Below are 15,181 nucleotides of genomic sequence, written 5' to 3'. Positions count from 1 at the left end.
AAAACTTGAGAGATATTATAGACAAAAAAGATTTTTATTAAAATGTTGAGAGTAACAAACTTTAAAGGTTTTAATCAGTTTTTTTACTTAAACCATATTTACTAATTATATAAGCACCTATCACACTAATTATTCCACCAATAATACCAAAGATATCTTCTACCTCATTTAAAAATAACCAACTAAGAAATATTGATATTATTGGCATAAAATATAACGATGCGATAGCTACTGTTGCTTTTAAGTTTCTAAACGCATATCCCCAAAATAAATAGCCCAATGCTCCAGGGAAAACCCCTATATAAATTATTACTAATATACTAGTTAAATCTGCAGAACTAATCTCTACAAAAGCTTCTTTTGAGTATATAAGAAGCATAGCAGTGCCAAACCATATAAAATAAGCCACAGCTTCTATAGGATGAAATTTTGTTAATATACTTTTTTGAAAAATTGAATATATCGCACCTGAAAAGCAAGCTAAATATACAAAACAAATTCCAACAAACTCAAAAGATGTATCATCACTTGATAAGAAAATTATACCAGCACCAACTAGAGCTATACAAAAACCCAAAATACCAAGCTTTGTAATCTTTTCTCTAAAAAACACATATGCTAACAATGCTACTACAATAGGTGCTTGAGCAATAATAAAGTTTGCACTAGCTGCTGTAATCCTAGCTTCACCAGAGTTTAAAAAAACATTGTATGAAAAAAAGCCAAAGAACCCTAATATAGCAAATCTCATTAAATCCAATAAGCTAGGGATAGTTTTATTCTTTTGTTTTATAAAAATTATTAACATCACTATACTAGCAACACCATATCTGGATAAAGATAAACCACCTGCACTAAAACCTTTTAGCATCAAATAACGGATACCAATAAAAGCTGTCGACCACATTGTTATTGTAATCAAAAGTAAGATAAATGCTTTATAAGAAGAAAAAGTTTTGTTCATAATATTATTCTTGAATCATGTTATTAAGCTTTTTACCTATAATAAAAGCAAAAAATGCAATAACTATAGTTATTATGGATATCATCGCAAATAAATGCTGATAACTATAATAACTACTAATAGTCATTTGCGTATCAAAGCCTATTTTAGAATCATATCTGACACTACTACTTACATAAGTTGCAATCATAGTTCCTAGTTTGATACCTATTGCTGATGTAATAAACCAAGTTCCCATTGCAAATCCCATAATTCTTTTAGGTAAAAGCTTAGCCATAAGAGCTAACCCTAAAGCACTTATAAGTAATTCAGCGGATGAGAAGAATACTGTAATAGCTAAAACTTCCCACCAAATACTTATTTTTGCTGTTGGAGCATTTAATAAACAAGCTAAATACATTGTTCCATACGCTAGACCACATAAGAATAACCCCATTGCAAATTTATGTGGGAGACAAAGGTCTTTATCTTTAAGCTTGGTATATACTAATGCAAGTAATGGCGATAATATTACAACACCTAGCGTATTTAATACTCCTGGTATTTGCTGGGCATCAACATCCATACCTAAGAAATGTAAATTTACATGATGAACATTAAAAAGTAAGACAGTAGTAAATTTTTGCTGATATATTATAAAAAATACTACAGCATAAAAAAGTAAAACTATTGCTACTAGAATTTTCTTTTTAGCCATTACATCTTTTTCGATAAATATTTGTGATACAAAAATAGAAAATATAAATATAGCCCCAGCCCAAAGTATAAAAGTAGATAAATAGCCGTATTTTAAAATATAGCTAAGAATAAGTATTGTCGCTAAAACCCCTAATATAAAATAACTAAATGTTTTAATCTCAAGTTTTGCTTTACCAACACTATTATCAATTTCTTTAATACTAGAGTAGCTTAATAAAGTATTTGCTATTGCTAATACAAATCCAAAAGAACATATAAAATATGTAAATGTGTATCCTAATCTAGTTGATAAAATAGGTATTAATAATGATGCAGATAATGAGCCAAGATTAATAGACATGTAGAATATGGTATAAAGAGAATCTATCTTTGAATGATCTGTATATATCCTAGAAATAAGGTTGGTAGGAGCAGGCTTAAATAATGCAGCCCCTAAAATAACACATGCTATAGCAATATATATAAGCTCTTTAAATGCAATAGCAGCTCCAATAGCAATCATTGCATAACCAAGCAATAATAATACACCACCTGAAAACATTGTTCTTTTGATACCCAGTATCGTATCAGCTATATATCCTCCAACAGCATTAAAAACATAGCTTAACGCTGCAAATGCTCCAAATAATACGACAGCTTGTTTTTCGGTAAAATTAAATCCATAACTACTCATAAAAAATAAGATTGATGTATAACTAAAACCGTAATAACCAAATCTTTCGAAATATTCAAAAAAGCATAATAAAAAGAATGGATTTTGTTTTCTTATATTTAACATTAAACATTTTATAGATTAAATTAATTTAAAGTAATTATATATTTTATTTTTTTAAGAGAAAGTTTTCTTCAATCTTTATGATATAAAAATTATCGCCTACAAATAATATAGTCAAACATTAAGCTATAGATATCTAAAAATAAAGTTACCAAAGCAGTCCCTATTTTTTTATCGAATTAGTTTAAAATTTATATTATGAATGATATTCAGATTCTGGATCGGGAGCTTTATACCAAAAAGAATTAGGAATATTACCTGGATCTTGGGAAAGATATATATCACCTTTATCTGTCTCTAATATACCTATTTCGCCTGAGAACGCAGCGAAATGAGACCTAGAAACTATACTATCGTTAAAATTAGCATTAACATCACCAGTATTAATTATTCCAGTAAACCAATCTTTGCCTCCATTCGGAGAAGCAATTATAGAACCTTGTAACCCAGTTCCCAACACTAAATTACCTTCGTTATTTGATATATAATTAATATTTACTATTTTATCAAATTCAGTTCCACAAGCAGTGTTTCTATACACAAGTTCACTAAGCTCAGAATACTTAATAAAACAATCAATATCATTAGAAATACTGTTCGTTAAAAATTTACTCCCAACCATAATAGTGTTAAATTTAGGATAATTAACGCCCCCTTCCTCAAAATTCCACCAATCATCTTTATTGATGAAATAGTAACCATTACTAGAAACTACAATAATCTCATTATCTGAATAATTTCCACCACTAGTTATAGCTTGCAACGCTCCCTGTTTTTCTTCATCATTTTGTTTAACAACAGTCTCACTGTAACAGTCAAATTGCCAACTAGTACCCATAGGATCTCTCTCTTCACCATAATATAAACAGTTATAAAACATATTACCAGCTACTGCAAAAAAACGACTATGTGTAGATTTATAATCCCCTGGAATGCTATCAACAGTAACTTGATCTATAGTAGTTGTATCATTATGCTTAAATACGTTCACTTTATCTACACACTGCATAGGTGCAGAAAGATTACGGCGCCAAATACATGCATGTGTAGTTACACTATATTCAGAAATTCCTAACGACTGATTTGAATCTTCGGTTGTAGATATTGCGACAAAAATATCACCTTCTTTATTAATAGATATAGTTGTATGCAGGTTAGGATTATAAGTAGACCATAATTGTGAAAGAGTATTAATTTCATAATTATCTGATGATTTACTTTCTACTAACCTTAAAGTGTATTTTCCACCTACATTATAATACATCAAACCTAAGAACCTATTGCCAACTTCATCATATACCCACTTATATTTAGCTCCTTCGGTTCTATTTTTCATAAGAAACCACTTAGTTGGAGAAATACCTATATATCCTTTACCCGAAACCCAAATACCATAGCCTTCATTATTATTCTTATGCGCTAATTGCATATTTGTTGGATTTGCAGAAAAACCTACACAATAAAATAAAGCAGTACACAAAAATAAAACTTTTTTAACCATAATAATTTTTTAAATTTATCGTTATTTATGCTTATAATAATATATTAATAATTAAAGTTGGTTTATATTTAAATTTGACTAGGACTATCAATTATTAACAAATCCTTTGTTATTTTATTTTTTAAAAACTAACTATAAAACTAATATTGATAAACCTTATTTATACAATATTTATACAATATTTATACAATATTTATACAATATTTATAATTTCTAATATAAACTTTTTTCATTCCGGTTACTCGTAATCATGATTAAAATTAAGAAAGTAAAACTCAACAGTATACCTAGTAGTTATGTAGCTATAACCATTTTAAGCATATCTATATTTTTATGAAGTATAGCATCATCTATAAACTTCTTTGTGGGCAAGAGTTTAGAAAAGCTTATTTTTTATTTCAAAAAAGTAAGTAATACTCTATATTTAAATTATTAGTGTTCTTAATTGTTAAATTTAAAATGTCAAATAAACAAGTTAGACTGCCAAATATGATTGCCTATGGTTCAGGTGATTTCTTTGGTGGTGGAGCCTTTACTATTCTTGGTTTATGGTTAATGTACTTCTACACAAACATAGCTGGATTATCTGCTGCTGAAGCTGGGTTGATAGTAGCTATAGGAAGAGGATTAGATGTATTTGCTGATCCTATTATGGGATATATTTCAGATAACTGGCGTGGTCCTATCGGCAGAAGGAAATTCTTCTTTGTTATAGGAGCTCCTTTAGTTTGGGTATTTGCTTTATTATGGATACCAGGTTTTGGCTTTTGGTACTATCTGGCTGGATATATTACATTTAACTTTATTTTCTCAATGATCCAAGTTCCTTATGAAACTCTGGCTGCTGAGATGACAGATAGTTATCATATTAGATCTAAAATGACTGGGATTAGAATGCTTTTTTCACAAAGTTCAAATATTGTTGCTGGCTTCTTACCTGCAGCAATTATGTACTTTTTTGCTAATGAAAAAACTTCTTTTATCATTATGGGTCTTATTTGTTCATTTTTATTTATGTTGCCATGGATCTTTGTATATAAATTCACATGGGAAAGAGATATTGAGGTTTCAAAAAAACAACATACGTCTTTGTTTAAAGAAGTTAAGTTCATTTTCATCAATATTTTTTCAACTCTTAGAGTTAGAGCATTTAGACTTAATCTTTTAATGTATATAGGAGCTTTTGTTGCTTTAGATGTTTTTGGTGCAAGTTTTGCTTATTATTTTACATTTATTCTTCATTATGATGTTAGTTCAGCATCTGTTGTATATACATGCTTTTCGATAATTCAAGTAATCTCAGTACCAATAATTGCTTATTTATGTATAAAAATTGGTAGTGTAATGAGTTATCGTGTTGCTATTGGTTGTCTTATTTTAAGTATGTTTAGCTTTATCATTATTCCAATATTTAGTCCTACTGTTTCATTAATACTTTTTGTTTTAATCATATTTGTATTAGGCTTCGCTAGAGCTGGTTGCTACTTTACTCCATGGAATGTTTATAATTTTATAGCCGATATAGATGAAGCTTTGACCACAAAAAGAAGAGAAGGAACTTTTGCAAGTACTATGACTGTATCTCGTAAATTGATCCAGGCATTAGCCTTCGCAATTGTAGGCTTTACATTATCTATATTTAACTTTAAAGCTGGAGCTGCAGTTCAATCTAGTTCAGCATTATTAGGTATAAATATATGCTTTATAGGTGGTACTATACTATTTTGTATTATCGGAGCAATAGCAAGCTCAAGATTTAGATTAACTCAAACAAAACATTCGGTATTAGTTGATGAACTAGAACGCCTTAGAAATGGAGGTAACCTAGAAGATGCTCCGACTGAAGCAATTAATGTTGTAGAAGAACTTACTGGCTGGCCACATGAAAAAACTTGGGGTCGAAACAACGCATTTTAGGATTTTAAATTATGTTAGATATTTGTAAATTTAAGCTTAAAGACACACATAATGACCATATTATATTTGAACTTCCAGAAAAACAAATTTTTGTAAGAGTCTATATATTAGAGGAGAATATATTTAGAGTACTCTTTACTAAATCTTTAAAACCAACTTTAGATAAGACATGGTCAATCACAAAAGATGACATACCTTTTGAAGGAGTCGATAGATTAAATACATCAAGCTTTAGCTGTCCTGAATTTGAAGCTTATGGAGATGATAACTTTGCCATAGTACAAACTAACAAACTAAAATGTGAAATAAATCTAGACGGCTTTATTATTAGTTGGTACAAAAAAGACTCTGATAAATGGATCAAATTTTCTCAAGACTTACAAACTCAAGCATATAATTTAGATTTCTGGTCAGATAGAGGTTCTTATCATGCTATAAAGAAAGATTCTGATACTATGTTTTTTGGTCTTGGTGAAAAAACAGGCTCTCTTAATCGTGATAAAAAACGTTATGAGATGAGATCTATTGATCCCATGGGTTATGACTCAGAAAGCTCAGACCCTTTATATAAGCATATCCCTTTTTTCATATCCCATAATCCTATGAGTAAGACATCATTTGGTATCTTTTATGACAATTTAAGTGATAGTTCTTTTAACTTTGGTAAAGAGATTGATAACTATCATGGTCCATATATTAGCTATGAAGCAAAAGCTGGAGACCTTGATTACTATTTTATACTTGGTGATAAAATTGCTGATGTTACAGAAACTTTTAGTTCTGTTACAGGTAAAACTATCTTACCACCCTACTGGAGCTTATATTATTCTGGTTCTACAATGACTTATACAGATCTTCCAGACGCTCAATCTCAAATGGATAACTTTATTAATGATTGCCAAAAATATAATATCCAATGCGGCTCTTTTCAGTTAAGCTCGGGATATACCTCTATCGGTGATAAAAGATATGTTTTTAATTGGAACCACTCAAAGTTTCCTCATATAGAGGATTTTACACAAAAATATCTTAATAATGGCATTAGATTGTGTGCAAATATTAAACCATGCTTACTCCAAGATCACCCCAAATTGGATGAAGTGGCTAGCTTTAATGGCTTTATAAATAACAAATATTATACCAAACCAGAACTTGTACAATACTGGGATGAGTTAGGCTATTACCTAGATTTCACAAACCCAAAAACAATTAGCTGGTGGCAAGATAATGTTACAAGACAGCTTTTAGAAAAAGGTATAGAATCTACCTGGAATGATAATAATGAATATGAAGTCTATAATGGCGATGCTATATGTTATGGCTTTGGTAAAGAAATAAAAATCAGACATATTAAACCAGTTCAATCACTTCTTATGACTAAATCTAGTTTTGAAGCTCAAAAAGCTTTTGCTCCTAATAAACGTCCTTATCTAATTACAAGATCAGGATGTGCTGGGCTACAAAGATATGCCCAAACATGGACTGGAGATAACTATACAGAATGGAAAACTTTAAAATATAATTTAGAAATGTCTAAAGGTCTATCACTATCAGGTATTTATAATTTTGGACATGATATTGGTGGCTTTAGTGGTCCTGCTCCAGAACCTGAACTTCTAATCCGTTGGATTCAACATGGCATTTTTTACCCTAGGTTTACTATTCACTCATGGAATGATGATAAATCTGTAAATACTCCATGGATGTATCCTGAAGCTTTAGAAACTATACAAAAAGCTTTTGATTTACGTAATGAGCTAATTCCATATATTTATCAATTATGCTATCAGGCTCATAAAAATGCTAAGCCAATTATAAAACCTACCTTCTATGATTTTGAATCAGATATTAAAACATTCCAAGAAAATCCAGATTTTATGATTGGTGACCTGCTTATAGCAAATATTTTAGAAAAACACCAAAGAGTTCGTGAAATATATTTACCTAAGGGATCTAACTGGTATGACTACTACACTGGAGAAATCTACCCAGGTGGTAAAACTATTAGTTTAAATGTCGACATAGAAAGTATTCCTATATTCGTCAAAGAGGGAAGTGTAATTGTCACTAATAAATTAAAAGCTCAATTTAATAACTTTAAACAAGATTTAATATATAAAACTTATCCCTCTTTAAGAGATGAAATTATACAACATCAAATATATTTAGATGATGGCGAAACCATGGAATATTTGAATAATAAAACTGGTGTTTTACATATTCAAGTTACAAATAAAAATGCTAAACTGGATATTAGTTGGAAATATGATGGTCACGAGAACTTCGAAGTTACTCAACCTCAAATAATTAATATGAATAAGGATTTAGAATATAATGCTTAATCTTCAAAAATTGCATGATTGTAGTTTACCGAACTATGATCGTAATAATTTAAAACAGGGAATATTACACATTGGTATAGGAGCGTTTCATAGAGCACATCAAGTATTCTATATCGATAAACTACTCAACACAGGTAATCAAGATGCTCTAAATTGGGGCTATATAAGTGGTACAATTAGAACTAATCAAAAATTAATAGATAATCTAAAAACAAACGACTGCCTATATACATTATCTACCAATGATGAGTCAGGAACTAAAAATACTGTGATAGGTGCTCTAAAAGATGTCTACTTTGCTGGTAATGGTCAATCTCAAGATTTAATTACTGAAATTTCAGATCCAAATATAAAGATTATCACCTATACAGTAACAGAAAAAGGTTACTATGTTGATTTATCAACTCAAGAATTAGATTTTGAAAATGCTGATATTGTTCATGATTTAAATAATATCAAAACTCCAAAAACTGCTATAGGAATTACAGTTGCTGGCTTACGCAAACGTTGGCAAAAAAACTCGAAAGCTATTACTCTACTAAGTTGTGACAATATGCCAAACAATGGCAAGATCTTAAGAAAGGCTATTCTTGAGTTTTCAAATAAATTAGATAACAAATTAAGCTCATGGATATCAAAAAATGTAAGTTTCCCTAGCTCTATGGTAGATAGAATTGTTCCAGCTGTTACACAACAGACTTTAGATAATATTGAAAGTATGATTGGCCAAGAAGATATTTCTGCTGTAGCAACTGAAGAGTTTTCTCAATGGGTGATTGAGGATAATTTTGCCAATAGCCGCCCTGCTCTAGAAAAAGTTGGAGTAGAATTTGTTGAAGATATTGAACCTTTTGAAAAACTAAAGCTAACTATGCTAAATGGTAGTCATAGTCTAATAGCTTATCTTGGTGCTTACGCTGGCTTAAAGACAGTTGATGAAGTTATATCTCAACCTGAATTTTATACTTTTATTAGAAAATATATGCTAGAAGTTGCAGCTCCTTTAGTTGAAGGACTACCTCAAGAAGTTTCGACTTCTACGTATGCCGATAAGCTTTTACATAGATTTGCTAACCCACATCTGAAACATAAAACTGAACAAATAGCTATGGATGGCTCCAAAAAGATCCCTCAAAGATGGCTAGGCTCTTTAGAGCATCTTTTAGAAAATAAACAAAATTATGATATTTTAGCCCTTGGTATAGCTGGGTGGATATTATTCTGTAGTGGAAAAGATCAGCATGATAAAAATTTACAAATTAGTGATCCATTACAAGATACTTACAAATTAATATATCAAGACAATAATCAATATAAAGATATAGTTAAAAACTTCTTGTCACTAAAAAGTATATTTCCAGATAAGATTGCTACAAATAAAAACTTACACACTAAAATAATATTTTTTATTGAACAAATCAATAAAAATACCGTCACTAAAACTCTAGCTAAATTAGGAGAATAAAATGATAGAATCATGGCGTTGGTTTGGGCCAAATGATCCTGTATGTATTGAAGATATTATGCAAACTGGAGTTACTGATATTGTAACTGCCCTACATCATATACCTAATGGTAAAGTGTGGTCTATAGACGAAATCCAAAAAAGACAACATGAAGTTGAAAACTCAACAAAATTAGGTAAAACAAATCTAACGTGGTCTGTTGTTGAGAGTATACCTGTTCACGAAGATATCAAGAAAGGTAAATCTACACGCGATGAATATATAGATAATTATTGTCAAAGTATTCGTAACTTAGCAAAATGTGGTATTAAACTAATTATTTATAACTTTATGCCCGTATTGGACTGGACTCGTACAGACTTGGGTAAGCAAACATCTAAAGGCTCAAAAACATTATCTTTTGATGAGGTTGCATTTGCAGCTTTTGATATCCATATTCTAAAAAGACAAAATGCTGAGAAAGATTATAAAGCTGATGTCATCTCTCAAGCAAAAGAATATTTTGAGAATATGTCTGATTCTGAGATAGCAAAGCTCACTGGTAATATAATAGCTGGTTTACCTGGCGCTGAGGAAAGCTTTTCACTAGAGCAATTCCAAGCAGCTCTTGATGAGTATAAAGATATTGATCAAGAAAGATTACGTGAAAACCTAATCTACTTCCTTAGAAAAGTAATTCCTGTTGCCGAGGAAGTTGGTGCCAAATTAGCCATACATCCCGATGATCCTCCATTTGAGTTATTTGGTCTTCCAAGAATTATTAGCACCATAGCAGATTATGATTGGCTATTTGAGAATATCCCTTCTATGGCTAATGGCATAACATTCTGCGCTGGATCACTAGGTTCTAGATGGGATAATGATCTACCTCTTATGGCTAAGAAAATCGGTAGAAGAATTTATTTCACGCACCTAAGAAATGTTGCTCTTAACCCAGATAATCGTAGTTTTTACGAAGCTGAGCATTTATGTGGCAATACTGATATGTATGCTCTTATCAAAGAAATACTAAAGATTGAAAAAGAATCACAACCAATATATATGCGTCCTGATCATGGACAACAAATGCTTTCAGATTTAGACAAAAAAACTAATCCAGGATACTCATGTATTGGTCGAATGAAAGGCCTTGCTGAAGTTCGTGGCGTTGCATATGCTGTTAAAAGAGAATTAGAAAATGAGTCAAAATAAACTTCTAGCTATCGGCGAATGTATGCTTGAGCTTAGTGGTCAAATCCAACTAGGTTCTCAAGCTAAGCTAAATTTTGGTGGTGATGTACTAAATACTGCGTTGTACTTTGCGAGACTTGATGGAAATGTTTCTTTTCTTACAGCTCTTGGTGATGATAATTTTTCAGCTCAGATGATATCTAACTGGGATACTGAAAATATTGATACCTCAACAGTTTTAAAGATTAAAGACAAAGTCCCTGGCTTATACGCAATTCAAACAGATAACCAAGGAGAAAGAAGTTTTTATTACTGGCGCGAACAAGCTCCTATCAAAGATATTTTTTATCACTTATCAAAAGAAGATTTAGGTAGATACAATAAAGAATATGATTGCTTATATTTCTCTGGTATTTCACTTTCTAGGTGGGATGATAAACAATTAGAAATATTTGCAAACTGGTTAAAAGATTTTAAAGCCTCTGGTGAAAATAAAGAAATTATTTTTGATTTAAATTATCGTCCGAAATGCTGGCTATCAAAAGAACAGACAAAAGCTTATTTAGATAAAGTTTTAAAATATGTAACTATAGTTCTAACAACATTTGATGATGAAGAGCTTCTTTTTGAAGATACTAGCTACCAACAAACTCTTAATAGATACAATAGCTTTAATATCCCTATAGTTATTATAAAACATGGTACAAACCCAACTGTCTTACAATATCAAAATCAAATTAATCTAATCGAGGCTGGCACAATTGTCTCACCTGTAGACACAACAGCAGCTGGAGATAGCTTTAATGCAGCTTTTCTTGCAGCTTTTGCAAATAAACTAAAATTAAAAACAAGTATTAAATTCGCTCAAAATTTTGCTGCTGAAGTCATACAGCACCAAGGTGCCATAATTAATAAAAAACATACAGATAAATACATAACTAAATTAAAGGAGCTAATAAATGCCAATAGCTAAACTACTTAGAGATAATCCACTAATACCTGTAGTCTCTGTTGACACTATTGAAGAAGCTAATGAGGCAATAAAAAAAGTTAAAGAGAAAGGTCTTAATATAATAGAGTTTACTTTAAGAACACCTAACTCTTTTGATGTTATTAGACAAGTCATTAGATCTAATCATGACCTAATTATTGGTGTAGGTACTATAACAACTTTTGAGCAATTTAGAAAAGCTATGTATCTTGAAGCCGATTTTTATGTCTCTCCTGGAAGTAGTGACCAGTTATTAGACTTTGCTCGAGAGCATAATCTTAAATATCTGCCAGGTGCTATAACACCTTTTGAAATTATGACAGCTATGAGCTATGGTTTTAATACAGTTAAATTTTTTCCAGCAGAAGCGTTTGGTGGAGTTAAAGTTTTAAAAAACTATAAATCAGTATTTCCAGATGTAAGATTCTGTGCTACGGGAGGAATTAACTCCCAAAATCAACAAGAATATTTAGAACAAGAAAATATTATTGCAATAGGAAGTTCATCGTTAATATAGAAGGAGGAAAAATATGTTAAACGATAACGTATTAATGCCAGTAGATAAGCAAACAAGAGATTTAGCTCTTGAGATTTATCATTATATCAAAAATCTGCCAATAATTAGCCCTCATGGACATACTGATCCGTTATGGTTTGACGAAAATAGACCTTTTGAAAACCCTGTTGAATTACTTATAAAACCTGACCATTATATTTTTAGAATGTTTTACTCTCAAGGCTTAAGGCTAGAGGATTTTGGCATTGCAAGAAAAGATGGTAAAGCTGTTGAGACAGATCCTAAAAAAATATGGCAAAAAGTCGCAGAAAACTGGTATTTATTTAGAGGCACTCAAGTTGGCTTATGGTTTGATGCTCAATTAAAAGATGTATTTAAATATGATAAATCATTTACTCCTGAAACAGCCAATGAACTATATGAACATATAGATAACTGCCTAAAACAAAAAGATTTTCTACCTCGTGAAATATGTAATAGATTTAACATAAAAGCTATCGCAACTACTGATGATGTAGCTGATGATCTAACTCACCATAGAAATATTGCTAACTCTGACTTTGACTGTCAGATAATACCTACATTTCGTCCAGACAGTGTTACAAACCCAGAACTACACCCCGTTCACAAAAACATCAAAAAATTATCTAAAAAACTTAATACAAAAATTGACTCATATGATGATTTTATCCAAGTGTTAGCTGAGAGACGTGAATTCTTTAAAGCCAATGGTGCTACAGCTTCTGATCATGGAGTTACTGTACCAAATACTTATGATCTGGATAAATCTGAACGCCGGAGTTTATTTAAAAAAATAGTAACAAATATTGCTACAAATAAAGAAAAACAAATATTTAGTGGTCAAATGCTTACTGAAATGGCAAAGATGGCTACAGATGATGGACTTGTTATGCAAATTCATGCAGGTGTTTTTAGAAACCATAATACAAGGATACAAAGAAAATTTGGTAATGATAAGGGTTGTGATATTCCTCTTAAATGTGATTATGTAAACGGTCTATATCCTCTTCTAAATAAAGTAGGAAATAGCCGCAATTTTAAAACCGTATTATTTACGATGGATGAGTCAACTTATTCACGTGAATTAGCGCCTTTAGCCGGACATTATCCTAGTGTATTTTTAGGACCACCTTGGTGGTTTAATGATTCAGCTGAAGGGATGAAAAGATTCCGTCATGCTGTAACAGAAACTGCTGGTTTTTATAATTGTTCAGGATTTATAGATGACACTCGTGCCCTACTATCTATACCAGTCAGACATGATATTGCTCGACGTGTTGATGCTGTATATCTAGCTGAGATGGTCCTCTTAGGGAGAATATCTAAGCAAGATGCCTTAGATATAGCTTATGATATAACTTATACTCAATCCATTAAAATATTTAATATGAATATTCTGGAGAAATAGAATGCAGCCACAACCTCAACAAAAATCATCTAAAATATATGTTCTTATTATTGTAGCTGTTGCAGCAATTGGTGGATTATTATTTGGCTTTGATACATCTATTATTGCTGGTGCAACTCCTTTTATTCAAAAAACATTTGTAGCTGAACACTGGGAGTTAGAATTAGTTGTTAGTTTTTGTGTTTTAGGAGCTTTTTTTGGTGCACTTACCAGTGGTTATTTCACTGATAGATTTGGGCGTAAAAAAGCTATGCTTGCTACTAGTCTACTTTTTATAGTTGGTACACTAGTAGCATCACTAGCACCAAACATAGAATCACTAATACTAGGTAGATTTATGCTAGGTGCTGCTATAGGTATTGCTTCATATGCTGCACCACTGTTCATCGCAGAGGTTGCTCCAGCTTCTAAAAGAGGCTCTTTAGTACTTTGGAATGGTGCTTTTCTTACAGGTGGACAAGTTATCGCCTTTATTGTTGATTATTACTTTACTAGTAGTGGTAGTTGGCGTGCTATGATAGCTACAGGATTAATCCCTGCTATTATGTTATTTGTAGGAATGTGCTTTATGCCATATTCGCCTAAGTGGTTATTTTCTAAAGGTAGAAAACATGAAGCTTACGAGACTTTAACTAAAATTAGAGAAACTCAACATGATGTTTCTGAGGAACTATCTGCTATTAAAGACAATCTAGAGAAATCTGACAAACCAAAATTTTCTGCAATTTTTAATAAAAATGTTCGCCCAGTTCTTTATATAGGCTTAGCACTTGGTATATTTCAGCAGTTCTTTGGTATAAATACAGTTATGTATTATGGTCCATATATTATGTCAAACATAGGTTTTCAAGGTGATGAAACTAAAATGTTAATGACATTATCTTTAGGTATTGTGAATTTTATAGCAACAATTATCACAATTATATACATTGATAGGTTAGGTAGAAGAAAATTCTTACTACTTGGATCAGCTATGGCAGCATTAAGCTTATTTAGTATGATTTACTTACTAAATAATGTTACAAGTGGCGCAGTTGCTATCTTAGCTTTAATGTGTCTTTTAGTATATATCGTCGGCTACTGTATTAGTGTTGGATCTCTTTTTTGGTTAATTATATCAGAAATCTTCCCATTAAATGTTAGAGGATCTGCTATGAGTTTCGTAGCATCTATGCAATGGTTAGCTAATTTTGTTGTTGCAGCAACATTCTTAACGATACTAACTAATCTAGGTGTATCATTCACCTTTGGAATATATGCAACTATTGCAACTTTAGCTTTTATTATTACATATTTCTTTGTTCCAGAAACTAAAGGTGTACATCTTGAGACTATTGAAAATAATCTTAACAAAGGTGTCCCTACAAGGTATTTGGGTAAAGATGATTATAGTTTTACAAATTAATTTCT

Annotated in this window: 11 protein-coding genes; 8 read left to right on the top strand and 3 right to left on the bottom strand. The window is 31.1% G+C overall.

Features of this window, described 5'->3' with window-relative positions:
- Nucleotides 1-70: 70 nt before the first annotated feature.
- The 3 genes from F7310_RS04855 to F7310_RS04845 form a co-directional block, all read right to left on the bottom strand.
- On the bottom strand, nt 71-964 hold the full coding sequence (locus F7310_RS04855) for a DMT family transporter (RefSeq protein ID WP_072712201.1): 894 nt from the start codon (nt 962-964) through the stop codon (nt 71-73).
- A gap of 4 nt (nt 965-968) precedes the next feature.
- The gene (locus tag F7310_RS04850) at nt 969-2,441 is read right to left on the bottom strand and encodes a peptide MFS transporter (protein WP_072712199.1); all 1,473 of its coding nucleotides are present in this window, start codon (nt 2,439-2,441) and stop codon (nt 969-971) included.
- 193 nt (nt 2,442-2,634) lie between these two features.
- Nucleotides 2,635-3,939, bottom strand: coding sequence for a hypothetical protein (locus F7310_RS04845; RefSeq protein WP_072712197.1), 1,305 nt, complete (start codon nt 3,937-3,939; stop codon nt 2,635-2,637).
- Between the two features lie 459 nt (nt 3,940-4,398).
- Between F7310_RS04845 and F7310_RS04840 the strand changes: the two genes are divergently transcribed.
- Genes F7310_RS04840 through F7310_RS04805 form a run of 8 tightly spaced genes read left to right on the top strand, consistent with a single transcriptional unit; the run spans nt 4,399 to nt 15,176 of the window.
- Entirely contained in the window at nt 4,399-5,856 is a 1,458-nt protein-coding gene (locus tag F7310_RS04840; RefSeq protein ID WP_072712195.1) for an MFS transporter, read from the top strand.
- An 11-nt stretch (nt 5,857-5,867) separates the two neighbouring features.
- Nucleotides 5,868-8,198: a glycoside hydrolase family 31 protein gene (locus tag F7310_RS04835; RefSeq protein ID WP_072712194.1), complete on the top strand. Its 2,331-nt coding sequence runs from the start codon at nt 5,868-5,870 to the stop codon at nt 8,196-8,198.
- Nucleotides 8,191-9,663 (top strand): mannitol dehydrogenase family protein, encoded by a 1,473-nt coding sequence (locus F7310_RS04830; protein WP_072712192.1) that lies wholly within the window; start codon nt 8,191-8,193, stop codon nt 9,661-9,663. Before F7310_RS04835 ends, F7310_RS04830 begins: the two co-directional genes overlap by 8 nt.
- 1 nt (nt 9,664) lies before the next feature.
- A complete protein-coding gene (gene uxuA, locus F7310_RS04825; RefSeq protein WP_072712191.1) occupies nt 9,665-10,855 on the top strand; it encodes a mannonate dehydratase in 1,191 nt (396 codons plus the stop codon).
- Nucleotides 10,842-11,807, top strand: coding sequence for a sugar kinase (locus F7310_RS04820; RefSeq protein WP_072712190.1), 966 nt, complete (start codon nt 10,842-10,844; stop codon nt 11,805-11,807). The genes uxuA and F7310_RS04820 overlap by 14 nt, the downstream gene beginning before the upstream one ends.
- Nucleotides 11,794-12,342: a bifunctional 4-hydroxy-2-oxoglutarate aldolase/2-dehydro-3-deoxy-phosphogluconate aldolase gene (eda, locus tag F7310_RS04815; protein WP_072712189.1), complete on the top strand. Its 549-nt coding sequence runs from the start codon at nt 11,794-11,796 to the stop codon at nt 12,340-12,342. The genes F7310_RS04820 and eda overlap by 14 nt, the downstream gene beginning before the upstream one ends.
- Before the next feature lie 13 nt (nt 12,343-12,355).
- A complete protein-coding gene (uxaC, locus tag F7310_RS04810; RefSeq protein ID WP_072712187.1) occupies nt 12,356-13,771 on the top strand; it encodes a glucuronate isomerase in 1,416 nt (471 codons plus the stop codon).
- Nucleotide 13,772: 1 nt separating this feature from the next.
- Nucleotides 13,773-15,176, top strand: coding sequence for a sugar porter family MFS transporter (locus F7310_RS04805; protein ID WP_072712185.1), 1,404 nt, complete (start codon nt 13,773-13,775; stop codon nt 15,174-15,176).
- The last annotated feature ends 5 nt before the right edge of the window (nt 15,177-15,181 follow it).

This window comes from Francisella uliginis (assembly GCF_001895265.1).
Classification (GTDB): domain Bacteria; phylum Pseudomonadota; class Gammaproteobacteria; order Francisellales; family Francisellaceae; genus Francisella; species Francisella uliginis.
Note: the sequence above shows the minus strand (reverse complement) of the source record. Positions and strands in the feature narration are given on the sequence as shown.